The organism is Pseudomonas guangdongensis, from assembly GCF_900105885.1.
GTDB classification, from domain to species: domain Bacteria; phylum Pseudomonadota; class Gammaproteobacteria; order Pseudomonadales; family Pseudomonadaceae; genus Geopseudomonas; species Geopseudomonas guangdongensis.
In genome coordinates this window covers 3,004,769-3,027,006 of record NZ_LT629780.1, presented here as the reverse complement: position 1 = coordinate 3,027,006, position 22,238 = coordinate 3,004,769, and the positions used below count along the sequence as shown (strand labels likewise).

General features: G+C 65.8%; 28 protein-coding genes and 1 tRNA gene. 8 read left to right on the top strand and 21 right to left on the bottom strand.

Annotation, left to right across the window (positions count from 1 at the left end; genetic code table 11):
- Positions 1-54: 54 nt before the first annotated feature.
- Positions 55-1,605: an ATP-binding protein gene (locus tag BLU22_RS14110; RefSeq protein ID WP_090215770.1), complete on the top strand. Its 1,551-nt coding sequence runs from the start codon at positions 55-57 to the stop codon at positions 1,603-1,605.
- Between the two features lie 101 nt (positions 1,606-1,706).
- On the opposite strand, the gene BLU22_RS14105 is transcribed toward BLU22_RS14110, so the two are convergent.
- The 16 genes from BLU22_RS14105 to BLU22_RS14030 form a co-directional block, all read right to left on the bottom strand.
- On the bottom strand, positions 1,707-2,189 hold the full coding sequence (locus BLU22_RS14105; RefSeq protein WP_090215767.1) for a hypothetical protein: 483 nt from the start codon (positions 2,187-2,189) through the stop codon (positions 1,707-1,709).
- Between the two features lie 88 nt (positions 2,190-2,277).
- Positions 2,278-2,457 carry a hypothetical protein gene (locus tag BLU22_RS14100; protein WP_090215765.1) on the bottom strand — a complete coding sequence of 60 codons (180 nt, stop codon included), beginning with the start codon at positions 2,455-2,457 and terminating at the stop codon, positions 2,278-2,280.
- Positions 2,458-2,488: 31 nt separating this feature from the next.
- Positions 2,489-2,986 (bottom strand): RadC family protein, encoded by a 498-nt coding sequence (gene radC, locus BLU22_RS14095; protein ID WP_090215762.1) that lies wholly within the window; start codon positions 2,984-2,986, stop codon positions 2,489-2,491.
- 30 nt (positions 2,987-3,016) lie between these two features.
- Positions 3,017-3,940: a recombination directionality factor gene (locus tag BLU22_RS14090; protein WP_090215759.1), complete on the bottom strand. Its 924-nt coding sequence runs from the start codon at positions 3,938-3,940 to the stop codon at positions 3,017-3,019.
- Between the two features lie 85 nt (positions 3,941-4,025).
- A complete protein-coding gene (locus tag BLU22_RS14085; RefSeq protein WP_090215757.1) occupies positions 4,026-5,030 on the bottom strand; it encodes a YqaJ viral recombinase family nuclease in 1,005 nt (334 codons plus the stop codon).
- An 89-nt stretch (positions 5,031-5,119) separates the two neighbouring features.
- Positions 5,120-6,088 carry a DUF932 domain-containing protein gene (locus BLU22_RS14080; RefSeq protein ID WP_090215756.1) on the bottom strand — a complete coding sequence of 323 codons (969 nt, stop codon included), beginning with the start codon at positions 6,086-6,088 and terminating at the stop codon, positions 5,120-5,122.
- Positions 6,089-6,192: 104 nt separating this feature from the next.
- Positions 6,193-6,528 carry a hypothetical protein gene (locus tag BLU22_RS14075; protein ID WP_090215753.1) on the bottom strand — a complete coding sequence of 112 codons (336 nt, stop codon included), beginning with the start codon at positions 6,526-6,528 and terminating at the stop codon, positions 6,193-6,195.
- Positions 6,529-6,743: 215 nt separating this feature from the next.
- Positions 6,744-7,328, bottom strand: coding sequence for a plasmid pRiA4b ORF-3 family protein (locus BLU22_RS14070; RefSeq protein WP_090215751.1), 585 nt, complete (start codon positions 7,326-7,328; stop codon positions 6,744-6,746).
- Between the two features lie 14 nt (positions 7,329-7,342).
- Positions 7,343-8,515 (bottom strand): AAA family ATPase, encoded by a 1,173-nt coding sequence (locus BLU22_RS14065; protein ID WP_090215750.1) that lies wholly within the window; start codon positions 8,513-8,515, stop codon positions 7,343-7,345.
- Between the two features lie 106 nt (positions 8,516-8,621).
- Positions 8,622-9,968: a tyrosine-type recombinase/integrase gene (locus BLU22_RS14060; protein ID WP_090215748.1), complete on the bottom strand. Its 1,347-nt coding sequence runs from the start codon at positions 9,966-9,968 to the stop codon at positions 8,622-8,624.
- A 211-nt stretch (positions 9,969-10,179) separates the two neighbouring features.
- A complete protein-coding gene (locus tag BLU22_RS14055) occupies positions 10,180-11,058 on the bottom strand; it encodes a hypothetical protein (protein ID WP_090215747.1) in 879 nt (292 codons plus the stop codon).
- 299 nt (positions 11,059-11,357) lie between these two features.
- A complete protein-coding gene (locus tag BLU22_RS14050) occupies positions 11,358-11,765 on the bottom strand; it encodes a GNAT family N-acetyltransferase (RefSeq protein ID WP_090215743.1) in 408 nt (135 codons plus the stop codon).
- A gap of 19 nt (positions 11,766-11,784) precedes the next feature.
- Positions 11,785-12,021, bottom strand: a complete 237-nt coding sequence (locus BLU22_RS14045; protein WP_090215742.1) for a hypothetical protein — start codon at positions 12,019-12,021, stop codon at positions 11,785-11,787.
- A 215-nt stretch (positions 12,022-12,236) separates the two neighbouring features.
- Positions 12,237-12,578: a zinc ribbon domain-containing protein YjdM gene (locus BLU22_RS14040; RefSeq protein WP_090215739.1), complete on the bottom strand. Its 342-nt coding sequence runs from the start codon at positions 12,576-12,578 to the stop codon at positions 12,237-12,239.
- Positions 12,579-12,782: 204 nt separating this feature from the next.
- The gene (locus BLU22_RS14035; RefSeq protein ID WP_090215736.1) at positions 12,783-13,265 is read right to left on the bottom strand and encodes a GNAT family N-acetyltransferase; all 483 of its coding nucleotides are present in this window, start codon (positions 13,263-13,265) and stop codon (positions 12,783-12,785) included.
- Between the two features lie 62 nt (positions 13,266-13,327).
- Positions 13,328-14,026: a YebC/PmpR family DNA-binding transcriptional regulator gene (locus tag BLU22_RS14030; RefSeq protein ID WP_090215734.1), complete on the bottom strand. Its 699-nt coding sequence runs from the start codon at positions 14,024-14,026 to the stop codon at positions 13,328-13,330.
- Between the two features lie 183 nt (positions 14,027-14,209).
- Between BLU22_RS14030 and BLU22_RS14025 the strand changes: the two genes are divergently transcribed.
- A complete protein-coding gene (locus BLU22_RS14025; protein ID WP_090215732.1) occupies positions 14,210-14,437 on the top strand; it encodes a hypothetical protein in 228 nt (75 codons plus the stop codon).
- Entirely contained in the window at positions 14,434-14,715 is a 282-nt protein-coding gene (locus tag BLU22_RS14020; protein WP_090215727.1) for a cell division protein ZapA, read from the top strand. The genes BLU22_RS14025 and BLU22_RS14020 overlap by 4 nt, the downstream gene beginning before the upstream one ends.
- A gap of 106 nt (positions 14,716-14,821) precedes the next feature.
- Here BLU22_RS14020 and BLU22_RS14015 read toward each other — a convergent pair whose 3' ends face one another.
- From BLU22_RS14015 to BLU22_RS14000, 4 genes are all read right to left on the bottom strand, one after another.
- The gene (locus BLU22_RS14015; protein ID WP_090215724.1) at positions 14,822-15,103 is read right to left on the bottom strand and encodes a peptidylprolyl isomerase; all 282 of its coding nucleotides are present in this window, start codon (positions 15,101-15,103) and stop codon (positions 14,822-14,824) included.
- Positions 15,104-15,191: 88 nt separating this feature from the next.
- The gene (locus BLU22_RS14010) at positions 15,192-15,587 is read right to left on the bottom strand and encodes a hypothetical protein (protein WP_090215722.1); all 396 of its coding nucleotides are present in this window, start codon (positions 15,585-15,587) and stop codon (positions 15,192-15,194) included.
- Between the two features lie 142 nt (positions 15,588-15,729).
- The gene (locus tag BLU22_RS14005) at positions 15,730-17,730 is read right to left on the bottom strand and encodes a peptidase U32 family protein (protein ID WP_090215719.1); all 2,001 of its coding nucleotides are present in this window, start codon (positions 17,728-17,730) and stop codon (positions 15,730-15,732) included.
- A gap of 421 nt (positions 17,731-18,151) precedes the next feature.
- Entirely contained in the window at positions 18,152-18,562 is a 411-nt protein-coding gene (locus BLU22_RS14000) for a hypothetical protein (RefSeq protein WP_394327530.1), read from the bottom strand.
- 156 nt (positions 18,563-18,718) lie between these two features.
- Between BLU22_RS14000 and BLU22_RS13995 the strand changes: the two genes are divergently transcribed.
- The 4 genes from BLU22_RS13995 (at position 18,719) to BLU22_RS13985 (ending at position 20,636) form a co-directional block, all read left to right on the top strand.
- Positions 18,719-19,567 carry a CAP domain-containing protein gene (locus BLU22_RS13995; RefSeq protein WP_090215718.1) on the top strand — a complete coding sequence of 283 codons (849 nt, stop codon included), beginning with the start codon at positions 18,719-18,721 and terminating at the stop codon, positions 19,565-19,567.
- Positions 19,568-19,655: 88 nt separating this feature from the next.
- Positions 19,656-20,000, top strand: a complete 345-nt coding sequence (locus tag BLU22_RS13990; RefSeq protein ID WP_090215715.1) for a hypothetical protein — start codon at positions 19,656-19,658, stop codon at positions 19,998-20,000.
- Between the two features lie 98 nt (positions 20,001-20,098).
- Positions 20,099-20,230, top strand: coding sequence for a hypothetical protein (locus BLU22_RS15420; RefSeq protein WP_269457630.1), 132 nt, complete (start codon positions 20,099-20,101; stop codon positions 20,228-20,230).
- Between the two features lie 178 nt (positions 20,231-20,408).
- Positions 20,409-20,636 carry a hypothetical protein gene (locus tag BLU22_RS13985; protein ID WP_090215713.1) on the top strand — a complete coding sequence of 76 codons (228 nt, stop codon included), beginning with the start codon at positions 20,409-20,411 and terminating at the stop codon, positions 20,634-20,636.
- 179 nt (positions 20,637-20,815) lie between these two features.
- Here BLU22_RS13985 and BLU22_RS13980 read toward each other — a convergent pair.
- Positions 20,816-20,905, bottom strand: a tRNA-Ser gene (locus BLU22_RS13980).
- Between the two features lie 164 nt (positions 20,906-21,069).
- Here BLU22_RS13980 and earP point away from each other — a divergent pair.
- Positions 21,070-22,206, top strand: a complete 1,137-nt coding sequence (gene earP, locus BLU22_RS13975; RefSeq protein ID WP_090215711.1) for an elongation factor P maturation arginine rhamnosyltransferase EarP — start codon at positions 21,070-21,072, stop codon at positions 22,204-22,206.
- Positions 22,207-22,238: the final 32 nt, after the last annotated feature.

Here is a 22,238-nt window from a genome sequence, read left to right as displayed (position 1 = left end):
CCTGCCCGCATCCCTTCGGCTACAATCGCCGCATCTGCCTACAGGTTGCCTGCCATGTCACGCAAGAAGCTGCCCATCGGTATCCAGACCTTCGCCCGTATCCGCGAGGATGACTGCTACTACGTCGACAAGACCGGCATCGCCCTGCAGCTGATCGAGGAAGGCAACTACTACTTCCTCTCCCGCCCGCGGCGCTTCGGCAAGAGCCTGTTCCTCGATACCCTGGCCGAGCTGTTCGAGGGCAACGAGCCGCTGTTTCGTGGCCTGGTGGTGCATGGGCAGTGGGACTGGGGACGGCGCTTTCCGGTCGTGCGTATCAGCTTTGCCGACGGGGTGGTCAACAGTCGCCAGGCGCTGGATACCCGCATCGACGATCTGCTGCAGGTCAACGCCCAGCGACTCGGGTTACCTGACTTCACGGCAGCAGACATCCCTGGCCGCTTTGCCGAGCTGATCCGTGAGGCTGAGTGCATCCACGGTCAGCGGGTCGTTGTGCTGGTCGATGAGTACGACAAGCCGATTCTCGACAATCTGGCCAACGCTGAGCTGGCCCGCGAGATGCGCGACGGCCTGCGCAACCTCTATTCGGTGATCAAGGGGCAGGATGCACATATCCGCTTCGCCATGCTCAGCGGGGTATCCAAGTTCAGCAAGGTCAGTCTGTTCTCGGGGCTGAACAATCTGCGCGACATCACCCTGTCACCCGGCTATTCCGCCATCTGCGGCTACACCGATGAGGACGTGGATACGGTATTCGCTCCGGAGCTGGCCGGACTGGATCGGGAGGAAGTCCGTCAGTGGTACAACGGCTACAACTGGACCGGCACCTCGGTGTACAACCCGTTCGATTTGCTGCTCTTGTTCCGTGAGCGCGAGTTCCGCCCGTTCTGGTTCGAAACGGGAACGCCGACCTTCCTGATCGAGCTGCTCACTCGCCGTCAGGCCTGGCTGCCGGAGCTGGGACAGCTGGAAACCGATGCCGAGCTGCTGTCGACCTTCGAGGTGGACAATATCGCCACCGAGGCGCTGATGTTCCAGGCGGGCTATCTGACCATCGACGAGGAGATCAACCTCGACGGCAACTGGTTCTATCGCCTGCGCTATCCCAACCGCGAAGTGCGTCAGAGCCTGCATGGCAGCCTGATCAAGGCCTGGTCGCCGGAGGGGCAGCCGGTCGCCCGCCAGCGCATGTCGCTGCATCGCCTGCTGCGCAGCAACGACTTCCCCGGGCTGCAGCAGCTGTTCAGCGCGTTCTTCGCCAGCATCCCCCACGACTGGTATCGCAACAATCCGATTGCCCAGTACGAGGGCTACTACGCCAGCGTGTTCTACAGCCACTTCGCGGCCTTGGGCCTGGACGTGCGGGTTGAAGATGCCACCAGCTTCGGTCGCATCGACATGGCCGTACTGTTCAATGGCCAGGTCTACCTGTTCGAGTTCAAGGTGGTGGAGCTGGTCCCCGAGGGCAAGGCGCTGCAGCAGATCCGCGAGCGTGGCTATGCCGAGAAGTACCGGGCGCGAGGCGAGCCGATCCACCTGATCGGCGTGGAATTCAGCCGCGAGCAGCGCAGTGTGGTGGGCTTCGAGGTGGCGCGGGACGGCTGATCTGGAAGGGTTGGCCGAAGAAGCAAAAAAAGAAATGCCCGGTGACGGCAGGCCAGCGTGAGCGGCCTTCGGGCTGCCCACGCTGGTCTGCTCACAAGCAGTCAGGGGATGAAGAACGGCTTGGCATCGTCATGGATGCCATCCGGCAGATTGGTGGAGATCTTGTTGGTCGCGTAGCTGCTGCACTTCAGTGCTGCGAGCTGCTTGCCGTTCTTCTCGACGACGACTCCCTCACTGAGCACACCTCGCCCCTCTGCGCTGTAGGTGATGTAGTCGTGTGCTCCATTCGAGAAGCGCAGGTAGTCACCGCCGCCACCAGCCAGCATGATCCCGCCGCGTGTCACTGACTCGTTGTTATCCGGGGTGGCCGGGAAAACCAGCTCGGCTGCGCCGATCTTGCCGAAGTGGTACTGCAGGTTGCCGTCCGTGTTGCACACGGAAACGTGCTTCTTGCCGATGGCACAGTTGAAAACGACCTCCTCCAGATAGGCACAGTGCGACTGGGCACTCTCGCCCATGGGCTGGGCGATGGCCGACTGGATGGCAATGGCAGACAGTGCCAGGGTGCCGACGATTTTCTTCATTTCAAGCTCCATTTGATGGATGAGCAGACTGCTTGCAGCAGTGCTCTATGTGGTCAGGATGCCGCATTTTGCTGCGAAAAGCGGCTGACTAGCTATCCGACGAGCCGCTGATTTCCAGCAGCCGACCGAACACCCAGCACGCCAGCAGCAGGGCGATCAGCAGCAGCGGAAAACGCAGCAGCACGATGATCAGCAGCAGGACTGCCAGGCAACCAGCGAGGATGCCGGCAAAGGCGAGCAGTGCCGCCAGCAGACGCAGGATCGCCATGGCGTGTCCTCCAGTGGTTCGCGTGAGGGGCTCACATGTAGCCCAGCTCCACCAGCGATACGCAGCCTTCGTTACCGACCACGATGTGATCGAGGGTACGCACGCCGACCAGGTTCAGTGCGTCCATCAGCTTGTGGGTCAGATGGCGGTCGGCGTTGCTTGGCTCCGGATCGCCCGAGGGGTGGTTATGCACCAGGATCACGGCTGCCGCGTTGTGCTCCAGGGCCAGCTTGACCACTTCCCGTGGGTAGACGCTGGCTCCGTCCAGGGTGCCGCGGAACAGTTCGTGGAAGCCGATCACCCGATGCCGGGTATCGAGCAGCAGCAGGGCGAATACCTCGTGTGGGTAGTCCTGCAGCAGGGTTTGCAGGTGGGCGAACACGCTCTGCGGGTCGCTCAGCGGGCGGCCCTTGGCCAGCCGCTTGCGGGCCAGCTGCCGGGCCATGTGCAGGATGTCGGCCTCGGTGACCGGCGACTCCATGACGTAGGTGCCGGGCACTTCGCCTGCTCTGAGCTTGTGGAATTTCATGGTGTGGTTCCTCGAATCGATTCTGTGGGATCAGTGCGCTTCTGCTGAGGGGGATTGGCGTTGCATCTGCGCCTCCAGACGCTCGGCCAGGCCGGGCTTGCCGGCTGGGGCAGCGGTTGCGGGAGTGACGCTCTGCCTGCTGGGCTCCTCCTCGGTCACCGGAAAGAACTCCTCGACGATGGCCCCGGTGTCTTCCTCGCTATCCTCGAAAGCGCCGTTGGCGAAGCCTTGCCGGGCGGCCTGATCCAGCGCGGCCTGGTCGAAGCCGGCGTTGCGCCGGGCCTCATCGAGCTGGCGGGCCTGCTCCAGCGCCTCTTCCAGCGTCAGGCCACTGCGTACCGTGATGTCGACGTAGAAGATCGGCGTGCCATGGCTCTGCCGGGTGGACTTGCCGCGCAGGCGCAGCTCCAGCGGCAGGCAGGCCAGTCGGTTGCCGGAGATCGCCTGCAGGTACTGCAACCGGGCCGCCAGGGTGCGGATGCTGTTGAAGCCGGTGGTGCGGAACACGAAGCTGCCGAGCGGATCGTCGTCGCCGATGGCCACGTTGAGCCGTCCGTAGGGCTTGCAGGCGTTGCCCTTGGCCAGCGGGCAGGCATCCGGTGAGGGGCACGGCAGTGATTGCAGCCCCTCGCTGGTCTGGCGGCGGCAGGTTTCGCCATTGCCGACGCACAGCGGCCGTCCGGTGTTGCGGTCGAACAGGCTGTAGTCGGCGCGGAAGTTCAGATCCGGCTCGTTGAACAGCAGCCGGATCGGGATGCTGCGGATCTTGCCGCCCTGTTCCTTGCGCAGCGCTTCGTCGAAGGGGTGTAGCAGCCAGCCGTCGCGGACCTGCACCTGGGAGGTGATGGTGAACTGATCGTCCTTCTCCGGCAGGCGCTTGCCATTCTTCTCGACGACCTTGCCGATGGAAATCCGCCCGAGTACCGGCGGAGTGATAGCCAGGCCCTTGAGCATGGGGGTTCTCCTTGAGCTGAAAACAGAAAAGCCACCCAGGCCGCGAGGGACCGGGGTGGCTCGTTGAGTGGTGGGGTCGGGTTGTTCAGGCGATCAGGAAGCGCCGGCTGCCGGGCTTGATGGCGGTGTACTGCGCCTGCAGCTCCGGGTGATCCTGCAGCAGTCGCTTGAGGTCCACGCTCTCGCTGTCCCTGGCCTTCTTCCAGGTCACGCTGCCGGTCTCGAAGGTGGCCTTGGTGGCGTCGCCCATGGCCTGCTGGATGGTCTGCTTGAGCTGCGCCTCGCGCTTCTCGTGGGTGCTCAGGATCTCGCGCACCGCCTGCAGCTCGGCAAAGGCCGCCGAGAGCGAGCTGTCCTGGCTGAAATCCAGCGTCTCGCCGTTGTCCTGTGGGAACAGGGTGCGTAGCGCCTGCTCCGCCGAGGCGCTGCCATCCGCCGGTGGCGGTGTGTCGGTCGTGACGTAGTGCCAGAACTGCTGCTCCAGACGCATCAGGCGACCGATGAGGAAGTCATCACGCTCGATGCGATGGATCTCGACATGCTGACCGGCGATCAGCACCGCCACATCGGCGGCCTGCTTGCCGGTGACGGCCAGCTGGTGCATCACCTGCAACTGCACATACTCAGGCACGCCCTCCTTCCAGAGGCGTGCCCCGTTTATGCCGGCGGTCTTGCATTCGAGGATCTGCACGTCATCCGCGCCGATCACCTCGCGGTCGATGTTGGCCAGCATCCAGCTGAACTCGGCGGACGGGTGCTGCAGGACGGCATTCACCCGCCGCACCCGGTTGCCGCTGCGTTTGGTGTAGTGCGCAGCGACAATCGGTTCGAGGATGTTGCCCCAGTAGAGCGGGCTTTCCTCATCCTGGGCGTCGGCCTTGGGCAGTGCTGCATCCCGGCCGGTCTTCTCCATCCACAGCTCCAGCTGCGACTTATAGGGGCTGAGGCCCACGGCCGCCGCCGCATCCGAACTGCCGATGCCGCGCTTGCGCACGGCCAGCCATTCCTCACGGGGCATGGCCTTGGTCTTGACCAGACGCAGCGCCGGCCGGGGCTTGCTCGAAGTGGTACGGGATTTGATCTGTTCCATGGTGCATTCCTCCAGACGCAAGAACGCCCGACCAACCGAAGCTGACCGGGCGCTCTCGCAAGGGATGTGAAAGGGAGTGAGGTAAAGGCTCAGGCCACCAGTCGCAGTGCGGTATCCAGGGCCTTCTGCTTGAGCTGGGCACCCTGGCCGAACCAGGCCGAGTCCATGCGGTACTCGTTGCTGCGTGCCCGGCGCTCGTGGTCGACGTACTCGGTGACCGCATTGAGCAGTCCCCAGGCCGTACCCTGTGCGGACTCCAGATTGGCTCCGCGACCCGCGCCGCCATACAGGCTCTCGACCCGCTTGAGCGCCCGCTCGTTGGGCAGCGCTTCCGGCACGGCGCTGTTGGGCTGGATTTCGCAGAGCACGTCGAGGAAGAAGTTCTTCGCCTCGTGCGGCCGGATCTTGCGCTCGGCCAGGTGCTTCATCCGGTACATGAACTCGTCCCAGCCGGACACCGCGATGCCTAGTTGCCGCTTCACCGCCTGCGCATCGAAGCGGGTGTTATGCGGCACCTTGATGGCCTGCGGAGCGCCGTCGAGGGCGATGCTCAGGGTGTTGTTGCAGACTACCCGGATCGTGGTCGGGGTCGCCGTGGTGGCCAGGGTGCCGTCGCAGGACGTGGCCAGCAGCAGATAGCCGTTGACCTGATCGTTGCCCTTGAGCGCCGAGCCCTGTCCGGTACGAGCCAGCGCCCAGAACTTGCGACCGCCCTTGAGCACGCCCGCCGTTTCCAGCTCGTAGCCGGAGACCTCGGAGAGATCCCGGTAGAACTCCAGCACGTCGCGGGGCTGGACGATCTGGTAGCGGTTGGAGACCACCGACAGCGGAGCCTTGGTATCCGAGCGGTACAGCACTTTCTGCTCGGGGAAGGCATGGATGGTGCCCAGGTGCCCCTGGGTGTCAGCCATGAAGCGGACGGGGCTTTCCTCGATAGTCCAGTTCATGCCGGCTTCACGCTGCCAGACTTCCAGCGGCTGATGCGGCGACAGCTCGCTGCCGAGACCGTGCCAGGGGGTTTGGCCGACATAGGCCATTTGTTCGATGAGATGGGCCATGGTGATGACTCCTTGAGATGCAGGACGGCATAGCAGCTGCGCCAGGCGCAGCCACTGCCAAGAAAGGTCAAAGACGAAGGAAGGCGAGAGGAAACAGCGGTCGATCAGACCGGCAGGTTGAAGCGATGCCCGCATTCCAAGCAGAGGTTGTTGGACAGCACATGGCGATCCAGCTTCTCACCGAGCTGTGCGCCGAGCGCGCAGCCACCGGCACCGCCGGCCAGGCCGCCGAGGATGGCTCCGGCGACGGTGCCGAGCGTGATGCCAATCGGGCCGGCTGCAAGGCCAACGGCTACAGCGGCACCGACCTGACTGCCGGTCAATGCGACGCTGGCACCGCGAGCAGCGCCTCCGGCAGCGCCGACGGCGGCACCGATCTTCATGGCTGTACGCAGCGAGGCGATCTTGGGGGAACTGCAGAGGGGACACTGCAAGGACATGACGTAGGTCTCCGTGAGGGGGATGTCATGGCAGTGATGTGTGACTGAGATTTTTTGGAGTGGGCTTCCCACAGCCCTGCACAACGAGCGATCCACCACGGCCGGCTGCATGAGCTCGTGTAGAACTGCGCCAACACGCCATGTCCAGCACTGACGAGCCTCTAGGCAACATTCAGAGTGCTCCGCTCGGGCAGTCTCTTGCGGAGTCGCTGGTTTCAGCCCCAGAAGTTGTTGCAGATCCGCTGCACCGCCGCATTCGCCGCCCGGCGATCGAACAGCTCGGCATCGAAGGCGCTGCCTGCCCAGGCCAGGGCCTCGCGGCCTTCGTCACCGAGCGGTTGCGCCTGGATGACCTCGAGGAACTGCAGGTAGCCCGGCACGCCGCCGACGTCTTCGGGCGGGCAGGCACGGGCACCGTCGAGCACTTCGCACCAGCTGCCACTGGCGTCGCACGGCTCGACCTTTTCCACAGCGATGACGTGCTCCCATGAGTCGCCAAAGTCGTAGACATAGCGCAGGCGGTCGCCTTCCTTGAGCAGGCGGCGCAGCTTGTACTTGCGGTCGTCCCGTGTCTCGAGCTCGAAATCCGGGAAGTCGGGGTCAGGAGGCAGGTAGCGATGCAGGCCATCATTGAATTCGTGCAGATGGCTGCTGTGCCAGCCCATGGCCGCCTGGATGAAGTGATGCAGCTTGCGCAGCGTGCAGTCGCCGCTGACCAGCAACCGCCGCCAGATCGGCGGGCTGAGGTGCAGGGGTTCGAGTTGCACGTGGAGGATGAAGTAGACGGAGGCGTTGCTCATGGCGATTTCTTAACTCAAAGATCGTCAATGCGGTCGAGGAAATCCTGCCGCTCGCGCCAGATTTCCTGCACGAAGGGGTCAGTGACGCAGTACAGCCCATGTCCCCGGCGCATGATGATGTTGTCGTCGACCAGCTGGTTCACGATCGGCTGGATCTCCTCGATGCGGACTTCGCGCCCTACCTGCCTGGAGTAGGCAGCCGCCGCCTCAGCTGAGAACAGCCCGCGGGCATCGCCTTCCGTCGCCGCGATACGCCCAAAGATGGCCTTGGCCAGGCTGCCCAGCTGATCGACCTTCATCAGCTCGATATCGGCCGCCATGGAGCGCAGCGTGGCTGCGATGACCGGGAGCTGGGTATCCGGATCGCTATCCGAAGGGGCGCCACTCAGCAGTTGCCGCAGCGCCTTGATCATTTCCTCCGGTCGGTTGCCCAGCGTCTTGAAGGCCTGAGTGGCGACGACCAAAGAAGGTAGCCGGCTGCTTTCCTGGTGGGCCAACCGCTGCAGCAGATGCTCAACGTAGTCCTCCCCCAGCAGTGGGAACGGGATAGAGGTTGCGCCGGCGAAGGCCTGATTTCGTCGTGCAGTCAGTTCACTGACCAGCGCCCGGTGCGAGCCGGTGCCGATGAAGATGAAGTGGCCGGGTGTATCGGGACGCGGATTGATGGCATCCCGTGCCGCCTTGAGCGCGAGGAGCAGCTGCTGTCCTTCCTCGGACGTGATGGCATGCTGGACCTCATCGACGATCAACACGATGTCGGTCTTGGCCTTGTCGACCACCTCGCTCAGCGCCTGAGCCAGTGTTGGCCCATCTTCCTTGCCGATGCTTTCCACCGTGAAGCCGAGCTTGAAGCCCAACGCCTCGATATCCAGGCCGCCGATCCGCTTGAGCCGATCAAGTAGGGCCGATGAAGGCGTCTGCAGCTCCTCGAGTGTCTGACGGATGGCGGCATGCAACAGCTTGCTCGGGCTGGTCAGCGTGTCGCTCCACAGGTCGACGTAGATGACCAAGGCACCGGCCTGTTCCAGGGCAGGAATAAGGTCGTTACGCAGGAAGGTGGTCTTGCCCGTGCGTCGTAGCCCCGAGATGAACAGCCCGGAGCGCAGGCCCTCATCGAGCACGCCTGGGTTGAGTAGCTGGCGAGCCATCTGGGCGGCCAGCTCGGGGCGTCGGTAGATGGTGCTCATCGTGGTTACCTACAATTATCCAAAACAGATAATTACTGATATCTCATAAAAGCCCATAAAAAGCACTACCCGATCCACCTGCACGCCCCGCTTCGGGGCAGGCCACTCAGAACTCCGCCGACGTCAGCTGCTCAATGTGCTCCCCCAAACGCATCCAGGCATCGCTCATCTCTGCGATGTAGCTATGCCGCTGGTAGGTACGCTTCACCTTGTTTTCCTCGGTGTGGTTCAGGCAGCGTTCGGCAACCTCTGGCAGAACGCCGAGAGCCGTCATGAGCGTAGCGCCCGTTCTACGCAGGTCATGAGGTGTCCACTTTCCACCGGACAGCAACAAGGCCTGGGCTTTTGTGCTGCGCCGGCTCATGGTGCCCTGCTCAGGCGAGCGCTGGCGATCTCCCAGTTGCTTGGTCACGGTCTTCGGACATACCGGGCCGCTACCGTCAGTATTCGGATAACACCAAGGGGTAGAACCGTTGAGCTCCTGCACCCTCCTGAACTGCTTTACGGCGAAAGGTGACAGCATGACGGTATGCGCTCTGCCGTTTTTGCTGTTATCAGCAGGAATCAGCCAGGTGCCTTTGTCCCAGTCGATATGCTCCCAGCGCGCCGCCAGCAACTCACCGATGCGGCAGCATGTTGAGAGAGCAATCCAGATTGCCGCTTCGGATGTGACCAGCAAGCCAGCCCCGGACACCTTCTGGGCCAGAAGGCGGATCTCGTCCTCGCTCAGCACTCGATCGCGCTCGACATCTTTACCGCCGATCTTGGCCTTCCGAATGCTGGCCGAGGGGTCATGCTCGATCAGGTCACGATCCACGGCAAAGCGAAACATCTGACGCATTAGGCTGAAGATCAGCTTGGCCATGCGATTGACGCCCCGGGCAAGCAGCGCATCGGTCACCTCAGTGATATGTCCCTTCTTCACATCAGAAACCGCGAGATGGCCAATGACGGGCAGTACATCCTTCTGGAACATGCGCCGGACTTCGGCACCCTCATCCTTCCGGTTGATAAGGTCGACCCTGGCCCAGTGCTCGAAGAGGTCGGCAACGCTTTTACGGGCAGCCTGGCGTGCCTGCTCGGCTTCGGCGGCAGCCCTCTCTTCTGCCAGGCGTGCCAGCTCGGCATCGCGGGCAGCAATGCGTGCAGCCTCCTCGGCCTCGAGGTGTTCCCGCAGATCGGTAATGCCGCTCAGGTAAAGATCAGTCAGTTCTCGGGCGCGCAGACGTGCAGCTTTCAGGGTAAGGCCCGAGGTCCCGTCACGATCATAGGCCCCCAGAGGGAGTCGAATCCGCTTACCGGTCGAGTCCGTGTAGCGGTAGTAGAACAGGCGATCCCCGCCAGGAGTGATGCGTGCGATGAAGCGTCCATGCCCTTTGGGGGCTGACTCGTTCAGCCAGATATCCTTGTCCGACGGCTTGGTGCCCATCTGCCTGTCAGTGATTTCGCCCATGGCTTCTCCTCGTGACCGTTTGGTGACCGTTTGAGCGTAGCTTGAGGTGAATCCTAATGGATGACCGTGGACGACTGAAAGCCTGAAAGCCTTTATTTTCAAGGGTTTCAGCGTGATCAACGGAAATCGGGAGACAGTGGTAGACAGCTAATTACCCTTATGGGGTGCAAGGGGTAGAGTGTTCGAATCACTCCGTCCCGACCAAAAATCCCTAGAAAATCCAAGCACTTACGGGTGCTTGGATTTTTTTATACCTGCTGTTTTTGGTGCCCAGTGTGCAACAACCCATTTTGGTCACCGTTCGTGTAAGCGCGCGCCGGATTTGGCACCGTCTTGCATGGTGTTTGGCATGCGCTGTTTGCAGGATGCTTGGCACAAGAGCCCGCTTGAATGCGGGCTCTTGCGTTTCCGGGGGCTGGGTCAGAGCCAGGGGGGACTGGTAGCCGGGGGAGTGGCGTGCGATCTGGTGGGTGAACGGGTTGTAGGAGCCGCTGAGTGCTCGCGCCTCCTGCGCGGACTCCGCCTGGACTGCCATGGCGAATGTGCGGTTGTCCGTGCCGCCGGGGCTGGTGGCGGCGCCGAAGGTGTAGTGTGTGTGGCGGCGGCCTGCGATGTAGCCGCCCGGCTTGCTCCGGGCAATACCGCCCAGGCAGTTGCTGTAGGCGGCGACGAAGTCCCGCTCGTCCTCGGCGAACAGGACTCTGGTAAGCCCGCCTCCGCTCAGGTGCCTTCCGATAGGCAGCGGTCTCTGGCTGATCATGCTGTCCAGCGCCACGCTCAGCCAGAGCGAGCCGATATTGTCGCCAGTGGCCTGGACGTAGTTGCCCCTCTCGTATTCGTACCAGGCGCCCTCCCCGCCGGAGAGGTAGGTGCTTTGCTCGGTGCGCTGGCCGATCCGCTCGACCCGGTCGACCTCCTTTCCGTCGAATCCGCGCACGATGGCGCAGAGCCGGGCGTTCTGCTGCTTGAGGGTGACGCCTCCGGCGACCGCGAAGCCGTTATGCCGCACCTCGGACAGTGCGCAGGCGGGGCCGGACATGCCATCGACCAGCTTATAGGTCTCGGTGATCGTGTGTGAGCCGGTCAGCAAGGGGGCTGTCGTGGATGAGAAGCTGGCGTCGGCCTCGATGTCGTAACGGGCGGTCTGGATGTTGCCCTGGGCGTCGTATGCGGCCAGCAGCAGGGCATTGGTGATGCTCGCGCTCAGGCTGGCCCGCTTCCACCCCTCGGTGGTGGCCAGGTTCCGGTGATCGGACTCGCTGGTGCCATAGGCCAGGGTAAAGGTGTGGGTAGCGCGTCCGCTGGTGCTGGCCTGGGGGCGCCGTACCTCTCTTGCCGTTCTCCGCGAGGGTGCGCGTGATTTTCGCGTTACCTGTCGTGCGCGTTCTGTCAGCGCACCATCGCCACCAGTCGCTTGTGCCGTCGGTAGCGCTGCAGCCGTTCGGCCAGGCTGGGCGGCAGGTGTTCGCTGGGGGTGAAGTCCAGGCGTTGGTAGAAGTCGGCGAGGTCGGGGTGGCAGAACAGCCAGGTAGGGGCGGGCGTGGCGGCGAGGGCGTGGTCGATCAGGTGGCGGGCCAGGCCCTGGCGGCGGTGTTCGCGGGAGACCAGCAGGCCGGTCAGCCACTGGCCGCCATCGAGCGGGGTGAGGTTCAGGGCGGCGAGGATGTCCGCGCCGCGCGCGACCCAGGGTTGGGCGCCGTCGGGGATGCGCATTGGGCTGCGCTGGGCGCGGTAGAACTTGTGCAGCAGGGGATGTTGCAGCGCGGCGAGCGGGGTGAAATCGAGGTGCTGCGTCATGCGCGTGCCGTGTGGCGGATCAGCGTTTGCCCATCGAGCGGCGGGTGCCGCGTGGCGCTGCGCCGGGGCGCTGGTCGTGGTTGACGCCGTGGTTTCGCGGGTAGCGGGGCTGGTCGCCGTCCTTCTTCGGGGCGTAGGTGTCGGCGCTGAAGGGGAAGCGGAAGGCGGGAATCTGGCGGTTCTCTGCGCTGCTGTCCGGCGTGCTGTCGGCGGTGCTGTGCGGGGCGGTTTCGGGCGTCGGGATGTTCGAGGTCATGGGCGATCCGGGGTGCGGCTGGGGCGGTGACGGTTTCGGGGCGACAGTATACCCGGCCTGTCGTGGCGGCACAGTTGCCGGCGTGCCTTCCGTTTGCCAGCGGATGAGCGCCTGTCGGGCCAGCATGAGGGTGTCGCCGGGCCGGCGAGTCGTCCGCAGCGGTTCCGGCGGCGACCCCGGCCGCTGGCCGGGATCGCCTGCGGCGGAGTGCCGAATCAGACCTTCTTGACGAACTCGGACTTGAGCTTCATCGCGCCGATGCCATCGATCTTGCAGTCGATGTCGTGGTCGCCGTCGCACAGGCGGATGCCCTTGACCTTGGTGCCGACCTTGACCACCAGGGAGGAGCCCTTGACCTTGAGGTCCTTGATCACGGTGACGGTGTCGCCGTCGCTCAGCACGTTGCCGACCGAGTCGCGGATCACCTTGTCGCCTTCGCCGGTCTCGGTGCCGGCATCTGCCGACCACTCGTGGCCGCACTCCGGGCAGACCAGCAGCGCGCCGTCCTCGTAGGTGTATTCGGAATTGCACTGCGGGCAGGGCGGCAGGGTGCTCATGGCGGCTCCTTGGTGGGGGTGGTGGAAAAGCCGCGCATTGTATCGGGTTTTGTCCGCGATTGGCCGCCGATGGCGGCCATATGCCCGCTGTCGGGCAGTGTGGGCGGATGACGCTGCACCCTGCAGGCAGCGCCCGTCCTGGTCTGGCGCGGTGCGGGAGACGTCGGCCGGGCTGCGACAATCTGCTGCGTCGGCCGGGATATTTCAGGCGCAGGGGCGGCGCAGGTGGAGCAGCACGATGGGGCGGCCCTGCCAGTCGCTGCGCTCTTCCAGGGCAAAGGGGGTGTAGCCGAGGCGGGCATACAGCAGCAGGCCGGCGGTGTTGCCGTTGAAGCAGGAGACCCGTACTTCGCGGGCGGCATGCCGGGCGGCGGCCAGTTGCGCCATGCCTTCCATCAGAAAGCGTGCGACGCCCTGGCGGCGCGCCTGTGGCGCTACCACGACGTTGCCGACGTAGCAGGCGGTGCCTTCGCGCTTGTAGATATTGGCGAAACCGAGCACCTCGTCGCCCCGGCAGATCACGTTGGAGTCGCTGCGCTGGGCGATGCTGTCAGCCAGTTGCGCGGCATCCAGCGGGAAGCGGGCGCGCGGAGCGAGGTAGTAGAGTTCCTCGGGCGTCTGCGCGAAGGCAGCAACGCGCGCCAGATCGTCCGCGTGGACAGGGCGCAGGAGCAGGCGAGCGGGCATGGCGAAGTCCTTTTCTTGGGCGGGCGCGGCGCGAGCATGCCGCGCCCGGGAGCGCTCCGGCCTCAGCCGGCCAGGCCGACGTAGACGTTCTGCACGTCGTCGTGGTTGTCGAGGGCTTCGAGGAAGGCCTCGACCTCTTCCAGTTCGGCGCCGGACAGGCTCACCGGATTCTTCGCCTTGTAGCCGAGGTTGGCGGACTGCACGGTGAAGCCGAACTCCGGCAGCGCCTTGCACACCGCGTCCAGGTCGGTTGGCTCGGTGTAGAACAGGGTGGCGCCGTCCTCGGCCGGCTCGAAGTCCTGGGCGCCGGCCTCGATGGCGGCCAGTTCGGCGTCGGCGTCGCCTTCGGGGTGGGCCTCGATCATGCCCAGGTGATCGAAGTCCCAGCTCACCGAGCCGGAGGTGCCCAGCTGGCCCTTGCGGAACAGTACGCGGATTTCCGCCACGGTGCGGTTGAGGTTGTCGGTCAGGCACTCGACGATCACCGGCACGCGGTGCGGGGCGAAGCCTTCATAGACGGTGCGCTCGTAGTTGACCACCTCGCCGGACAGGCCCGCGCCCTTCTTGATCGCGCGCTCCAGGGTGTCCTTGGGCATCGACGCCTTCTTGGCCTGGTAGACGGCCAGGCGCAGCTTGGGGTTCATTTCCGGATCGGCGCCGTTACGTGCGGCAATCATGATTTCCTTCACCAGTTTGCCGAAGATCTTCCCCCTGGCATTGGCGGCGGCTTCTTTCGGTTTGGCTTTCCACTGGGCGCCCATATCGGTTCTCTCGCGGTGCGGGTGGTGTCCCGGTGCGTGCCGGGAACGGGGAGGGCGATTCTAGCGGCTCGACGGCCCGGCCGGCACCCGTCTGTCCGCGACGGGCGTGCGCTGTGGCATAGTTGTCGGTGCGTGTGCTTTTATTTATTCTTCGCCAACTCTCACGAACTTCGGGAAAACTCCATGCTTGAAGCTACCCTCGCGCAACTTGAAGGCCTTGTCGCCGATCTGCTGCAACAGAACCAGACCCTGAGCCAGAATTGCCAGCAGCTCGAGCAGCAGCTGCGTCAGGCCCGGGAAGAAAACGAGAACCTGCAAATGGCCGCTCTGGAGCAGGAGGAGCAGCAGACCGCCGCGCTGGCCCGCCTGCAGGCGCTGGTGCAGCGCGCCGGTGCCAGTAACGTCGCATGAAGGAGAGCGGCGTTCGTGTCCTGAACATTCTCGGGCGCGACTACTCGATCAAGGTGTCCGCCAGCGAGGAGGAGACCCTGCAACAGGCCGCCTCCCTGCTGCGCGAGCGTCTCGACGAGAGCCAGCAGCGTTTTCCCGGTGCCGGCGGTCACGAGCTGCTGGTGCTCACCGCGCTGAACCTGTGCGTCCCGCTGCTCAAGCAGGGCGAGCAGTTGCGCGAGGCGGAGCAGCGCCTGGTCGCCACCGCGCAGCGCATCGCCCGGCAGTTGCAGGCCTGAGATCCGCCGTCGCACGGCGCCTTGGCGCCGAACCTATGCAAAAGGGGCTGCCATCCGGCAGCCCCTTTTGCATGGTGCGCGCTGGCAGCGATGCTGCCGGTCGGGATCAGTCCTGGCGGCTGGTGACTTCCAGCAGGTGGTAGCCGAACTGGGTCTTCACCGGGCCCTGCACCACATTCAGCGGCGCGCTGAACACCACGGTGTCGAACTCGCGGACCATCTGGCCCGGGCCGAACGAGCCGAGGTCGCCACCCTGGCGGCCGGACGGGCAGGTCGAGTTGTCCTTGGCGACCTGGGCGAAGTCGGCGCCGGCTTCGATGGCGGCTTTCAGTTCGAGGCACTTGGCTTCGCTGGCAACCAGGATGTGACGGGCAGTGGCTTTGGCCATGGGAATACTCCTTGCAAAGTAAGGCGCCGAGCCTACCGGAATTCGCCGGCGATTCAAGCGCCGCGAGGCCGGGCGGCGCGGGGGCGTGTCAGTTGCGACCGAACTTCAGCGCGCGGCTGAAGATGGCCTTGAGGCGGGTGCTGAGGGTGTCGCTGGCGCCGTGCTGCGGGCACACGGCCTTGCCGTACTGCGCCTTCATGGCCTTCTTGAACTTCAGCACAGCGGCGCTGGCGGCCGGCAGGCCGCAGGTCGGGCACAGCGGCGCGCACTGGTCGCACACCGGGAATACGCCGCGCATGGCGTCCACCGACATCGCCGTCACCAGAAACCCCTTGGGCAGGCTGGCATCGCGCGCGTAGGAGCGTTGCAGCACTTGCATCGCCAGGGGGCGGGTGTCGCTGCCGCACACGGCGCAGGCGCATCCATCGCTCACGTGATGCATGAATTCGCGGTTGGGTTGGTGAGCGGTGTCTGTGGAGGTCATGGAGCCTTTTCCTGGGGGATGAGCCGGCATTGTATCCCGCGCACGCGGGGGCGTGGGCGGGCGATCGTGGGCGGCGGTGCGGCGAGGCCTGTCCGGCAAGGCCGGCGGCGGGCGGGATGCGGCCCGCCGCCGGATTGCAGGTTCAGTGCAGCGGCTGGCGCTTGATGGTCTTGAGCAGGTCCTCGGGGCTGATCTCGGCGACGATGCTCGCCTGGCTGCCCGGCTGCGGCAGGTTGAGGATATGGCCCTTGATCTTGCCGATCACGTGCATCTCGCACGGCTTGCAGTCGAACTTCAGGGTCAGCACCTCGTCGCCATGCACCAGCTGCATCGGCGCGACCTTGGTGCGCACCCCGGTGTAGCCCTTGGCCTGCTTGGGGCACAGGTTGAAAGAGAAGCGCAAGCAGTGCTTGGTGATCATCACCGGCACCTCGCCGGTCTCCTCGTGGGCCTCGTAGGCTGCGTCGATCAGCTGCACGCCGTAGCGCTGGTAGAAGGCGCGCGCCTTGGCGTTGTAGACGTTGGCCAGGAAGCTCAGGTGCGACTCCGGATAGACCGGCGGCGGCACGCTGACCGGCTTGCGGCTGCCGCGCGGATGCACCGCCAGGCGCGCGGCGGTGAGTGCCTCGACGACCTCGCGGCGCAGCGCCTTGAGCTGCGAGTTGGGCACGAAGGGCATCTCGGCGGCGGCGATCTCCACGCCGTCGGCGTGATAGACGGTGTTGCCCAGCTGACTCAGCAGGTCGCGCAGCTGCTCGCGGGCCTGCTCCGGCTTGTTGGCTGCGCCGAAGGCGCCGTCGAAGCTGGCCGAGGCGCTCACGCCCTCCTCGCTGGTGGCGGTCAGGGTGACGCGCCCGGCACTCAGCTCGGCCCGCCAGTTCACGCCGACGCGCCGCTCGGCGGAAGTCTTCTGCAGCGCCTGCTGCCAGTTGTGGTCGAGGTTGCGGTTGAGCGGATGGTTCGGGCGCAGGCGCTTAAGTTCTTCCGGCATCTCGTTGGGCTCGACGCGGTACTGCCAGCGCGGTGTGCCGTCCTCCTCGCTCTGCCCGAGCAGCTCGACCACGCTGGCGCGGAAGCCCACCACCTCGCGCTTGACCAGCACGTTGAGGCCGTCGCCGTTGGCCAGCGGGTCGCTGGTGCTGGCGATCAGGTCGCGCTTGCCGACCTTGAGCACCTCGCCGATCGGCAGGCCGGTGAATTTGGGCGAGTCGAAGGCGCCGATGTCGGTCAGGCGGTCGTTGACGAAGTAGTCGGTGCTGCCGCGGTGGAAGGTCTTGTCCGGGTCGGGCACGAAGAAGTGCTCGGTGCGCCCGCTGGAGGCGCGCGCCAGGTCCGGGCGGTCGGCGAGGATCTCGTCGAGGCGCTGGCGGTAGTAGGCGGTGATGTTCTTCACGTAGCCGACATCCTTGTAGCGGCCCTCGATCTTGAACGAGCGCACCCCGGCGTCGATCAGTGCGCGCAGGTTGGCGCTCTGGTTGTTGTCCTTCATCGACAGCAGGTGCTTCTCGTAGGCCACCACCGCGCCGCTCTCGTCCTTGAGGGTGTAGGGCAGGCGGCAGGCCTGCGAGCAGTCGCCGCGGTTGGCGCTGCGCCCGGTCTGCGCGTGGGAGATGTAGCACTGCCCGGAGAAGGCCACGCACAGCGCGCCGTGGATGAAGAACTCCACCGCGGCGTCGACGCTGTCGCTGATCTCGCGGATTTCCGCAAGGTTCAGCTCGCGGGCCAGCACCAGCTGGGAGAAGCCGGCGTCGGCGAGGAATTTCGCCTTGCCCAGGGTGCGGATATCGGTCTGGGTGCTGGCGTGGATCTCGATGGGCGGGATGTCCAGCTCCATGATCCCCATGTCCTGCACGATCAGCGCATCGACGCCGGCGTCGTACAGTTCGTGGATCAGCCGGCGTGCCGGCTCCAGCTCGTCGTCGTGGAGGATGGTGTTGAGGGTGACGAACACCCGCGCATGGAACAGGCGGGCGAACTCCACCAGCCCGGCGATATCGGCCACGCTGTTCTCGGCATTGTGCCGCGCACCGAAACTGGGGCCGCCGATGTACACGGCATCGGCGCCATGCAGGATGGCCTCCTTGGCGATGGAGACATCCCGCGCGGGACTGAGCAGTTCCAGGTGGTGCTTGGGTAGAGACATGGGGGCGGACTCGCGAGCGCTTCGAAACAGCCGCGCATTGTAGCGATCCGCCGGCGCTTTGCGGGCATGGCGTGAGCGGAGGCGCCGGGCGGGTGAGGGCGCCGGCCTTCTGCTCCGGCCGTTGCGGCGGGGCCGGATGGCGCCGGCGCGCAGCGTCGCTCCCGCAGGAGTCGCGGACGCATCGCTTTTCTCAATCCCGGCGATGAGGTTTTTCGTTTTCCCGCCGGCGTGCGGCGCCGGCATCCTGTCGTCATCGCCGCACGGCAGCGCCGGGCGGTCGCAACCATCGACAGTTCCGAGGAAATCCCCATGAACCTCCGTCACCAGGTGTACTTCGCCGAATCCGCCGTCAAGCATGCCGGCGCGTTGCTCTATTCCCGCTGCCGCGCCCGCGATTGAGGATCTGTCCGCGCGTTGGACCTCAGGCCCCGCCCAGCAGGTCGAAGCTGTCGAGCAGGCGCCAGACGATCTCCGGGCGGCGCTCCATGGCGCGGCGGATCGCCGCCGGAATCGCCCGGCGCGTCTTGCGGCAGAGTCCCGCCTGCTCGGCGAAGGTGATGGCGATGCCGCGGGCGCTGCGCACCTCGTGGTGCCCCGGAGCGACCTCCAGGCGGATGCCCAGCTGCTCGTGCATGCGCCGTTGCAGGTGACGCAGGTCGTCCAGGTCCTGCAGGTTCTCCAGGCGCTCCAGCAGGCGCCGCTCCTCGTGGCGGGTCAGGCGCAGGATGCGCCGGTCGCCGCGCGCGTCGTCCAGCAGCTCGCGATGCCTGCAGATGCAGACGGCGGGAGGGCAGGGTTGGCGAAGCGGTGGCGTGTCCATGTCAGCGATCATAGCCGTGCCGCTCCGGGCCGCAACAGCGCGAGTGCTGGGTGGCCGATGGGCGCTGCGCTCCGGTTGCGGGGGTTGCCGGCTGCGCCGTTGCAGCGGACGGGTGCCAGGCGGCCCCGGATCGCGCATCATGGGCGCCCTGGATTCGAGGAGATCGTCATGCTGAGTGCATCATTCGTCGCGGGACTGGCCGCGCTGTCCCTGGGGCTGTCGTGTGGCGCCGTTGCGGCCGGCGAGGAGGCGCAGCTGCTCGGGGCGCTCAACGCCTACCGGGCGCAGGTGCAGAGCTGCGCCGGCGAGGCGGCCGGCGAGCTGCCGCCGCTGAGCGCCGATCCCCGGCTGATCCAGCCGGCCGGTGTGGTCGGCGACCTGCAGGCGGCGCTGAGTCGCAGCGGCTATCCGATGGTGGACGCCCAGGCGATCACCCTGTCCGGGCCGCGCGATGCGCCGGCGGCGATGGAGATGCTGCGGCAGAGCTTTTGCCAGGTGGTGCTGGCGCCGCAGTACGTGGATGTCGGCATCCACCATGTCGGGCGCGACTGGCGTGTGGTGCTGGCCCGCCCGCTGCTCGGCGGCAAGCTGGGCGACTGGCAGGCCGAGGGCCGCAAGCTACTCGATGCCGTCAACGCCGCCCGCGCGCAGGCGCGCCAGTGCGGCAGCCAGCCGTTCGCCGCCGCTGCGCCGCTGAGCTGGAGCGAGGTGCTCGGCGCCGCCGCGCAGGGCCACAGCCGCGCCATGGCCAACGGCAATTTCTTCGCCCACCAGGACCGCGACGGCTATACCCCGAGCGACCGCGCCGAGCTGGCCGGATACCAGGGCCGGCAGGTCGGCGAAAACATCGCCGCCGCGCTGGATGGCGCGAGCCGGGTGGTTGACGGTTGGCTGGCCAGCCCCGCGCACTGTGCCAACCTGATGAACCCGCAGTTCAGCGAGCTGGGCGCCGCCTACGCCGTCGATCCGAAAAGCGCAGCCGGCATTTACTGGACGGCGCTGTTCGGCGCGCCCTGAATCGGGGGACGAGCGGCACGGAGCGTAGCGGTGGCGCGGCTATCCTGAGCGGTGGGCTCTGTCCGCCCGCCTGCCTGGAGCCATGGCCATGAGTAGCTTCGAAATCGAGAGTTGGTGCAAGCCCGATCCCCAGGGCAAGTCGCTCCCCATGGGTTTGATTCATTTCTACATCGGCGGCGAAAACCGGCTGAAGCTGGAGGAGGCCGAGGAGCGTCTGCAGAACGACGAGCGCCTCACCGAGCTGCGTGTGGAGGTGGATCAGGGCAGTCTGGAGCTGGTCACGCCACCCGAGTGCGGGCCGCTGGCGGACTGCTACCTGCGGGTCTACCTACGCCCGGACGACCGGCGCGGGCAGTTCCATCTGATCGGCCACCGCGCCAGCGACGGCATTCTGATCTACAGCAATGCGGTGCTGATCGACGGTCTCATGTGAGTCCTGCCGGCTGGTGGGGCTGGACAAGCGCGCGGCGCCGCTCTAAAAAGGCGCGCCACGCGCCGCCCACGGCGCCTGTCGGCCGAACGGAGCGAAGCATGAGAACCCCGAAGAAACCCATGGACCCCGCCCGCCGGGCACTGAAGAACCGCGCCTACCGCATCGGCTGGCTGATCGCCCTGGCTGGCATGCTGTGCGGGTTTGCGCTGGTGGCGCTGCAGTCCGGCTGAGGAAGCCGATCCGGCACAATGGCTGCCGTGTCCACCGGCCGTCGGCTCGGCCGCGCCCCGGTCCGGCTCGGGATGGGCCCGGGTGGCGGGCGCGGCGTTCCCGTCTGGCTGTGTGTGAGCTAGTGGCAGAGATGGCACAGGGGCTGAGGTCCGGTGGGAAGAAGCCGGACAACGCTGGATGGGCAGTATTGCCCGGAGCAAGCCGGGCGGCTACATCGCAGGCCGTCGCCACACGCACTACACCTTCGGCCCCGCCGCCAGCCCCGGCGGCACGGACAACCGCACATTCGCCATGGCAGTCCAGGCGGAGTCCGCGCAGGAGGCGCGAGCACTCAGCGGCTCCTACAACCCGGTCACCCACCAGATCGCACGCCACTCCCCCGATTACCAGTCCTCCTGGCTCTGACCCAGCCCCCAGAAACGCAAGAGCCCGCATTCAAGCGGGCTCTTGTGCCAAGCATCCTGCAAACAGCGTATGCCAAACACCATGCAAGACGGTGCCAAATCCGGCGCGCGCTTACAGGTACGCTTTCCGATCCGCAGAAACGCGAAAGCCCCGCAATGCGGGGCTTTCGGTTTTCAATATGGCGGTGAGGGAGGGATTCGAACCCTCGATACGGTTTCCCGTATACACACTTTCCAGGCGTGCTCCTTCAACCGCTCGGACACCTCACCATATTTTCTCGTCGGCGTGGGCTATGCCCCTGTCGACGGCGCACAATGTAGTCGAAGGTTTTTCCGAATGCAAAGCTTTTTTCAAATTTTTCATTGGCTTAGGGCCGGCCGGTGAGCGTCGGGGTTGCTGCTAGACTGCGCGCCGGCAGGTGACGGAGGCAGCCATGGCGCGTTGGGACATTTTCTGCAGTGTGGTGGACAACTACGGCGACATCGGGGTGACCTGGCGGCTGGCCCGTCAGCTGGTGGCCGAGCACGGCCAGCAGGTGCGCCTGTGGGTCGATGAGCCGGGGGCCTTCGTGCCGCTGTGTCCGGGGGCCGATTCGCTGGCCGACCGTCAGTGGCAGCAGGGTGTCGAGGTGTGTCGCTGGGGCGAGCCTTGGGCGGCGGTCGAGCCGGCCGAGGTGGTGGTCGAGGCCTTTGCCTGCCGCTTGCCGGCGGCCTACGAGGCGGCGCTGGGGGCGTGCCGGCCGCTGCCGCTGTGGGTGAATCTCGAGTACCTGAGCGCCGAGGACTGGGTCGAGGACTGCCATGGACTGGCCTCGCCGCAGGCCAACGGGCTGGCCAAGTACTTCTGGTTTCCCGGCTTCACCGCGCGCACCGGCGGGCTGCTGCGCGAGCGGGAGCTGCTGGTGCGCCGCGATGCCTGGCAGGCGGATGCCGAAGGGCGCCGCGCCTTTCTCGCCGGACTGGGCGTCGAGTGGCGCGGTGAGCGGCTGGTCTCGCTGTTCGCCTACGAGCAGCCGCGGCTGGAGGCATGGCTGGAGCTGCTGGCGGCCGGCGAGCCGACCCTGTTGCTGGTGCCGGAGGGGCGGGTGCTGGGCGATGTACGGCGTTGGGCAGGCGAGGATCTGGCGTGCGGTGCGCTCTGTACGCGCGGCGCCCTGACGGTGCGGGTGATTCCTTTCGTCAGTCAGGACGACTACGACCGCCTGCTGTGGAGCTGCGACCTCAACGCGGTGCGCGGCGAGGATTCCTTCGTGCGCGCGCAGTGGGCCGGGCGGCCGTTCATCTGGCACATCTACCCGCAGGAGGAGAGCGCCCATCTGGACAAGCTCGAGGCCTTCATGGCGCGCTACTTGGCGACGGCCGAGCCGGCGCTGGCGCAGGCGCTGCGCGATCTGTGGCGGACCTGGAACGCGGCGCCGGAGGCCGATGCGAGCCTGGCAGCGAGCTGGGCGCAGCTGCAGGCACAGGCTGCGGACTGGCAACGACACGCGCGAAGCTGGTGCGCCGAGCTGGCCTCCCGCCCGGATCTTGCGACGGGGCTGGTGCTTTTTTACACAGGTTCGTTAGAATAGCGCACCTGTTTCACCCTCAATTCCAACGGAAA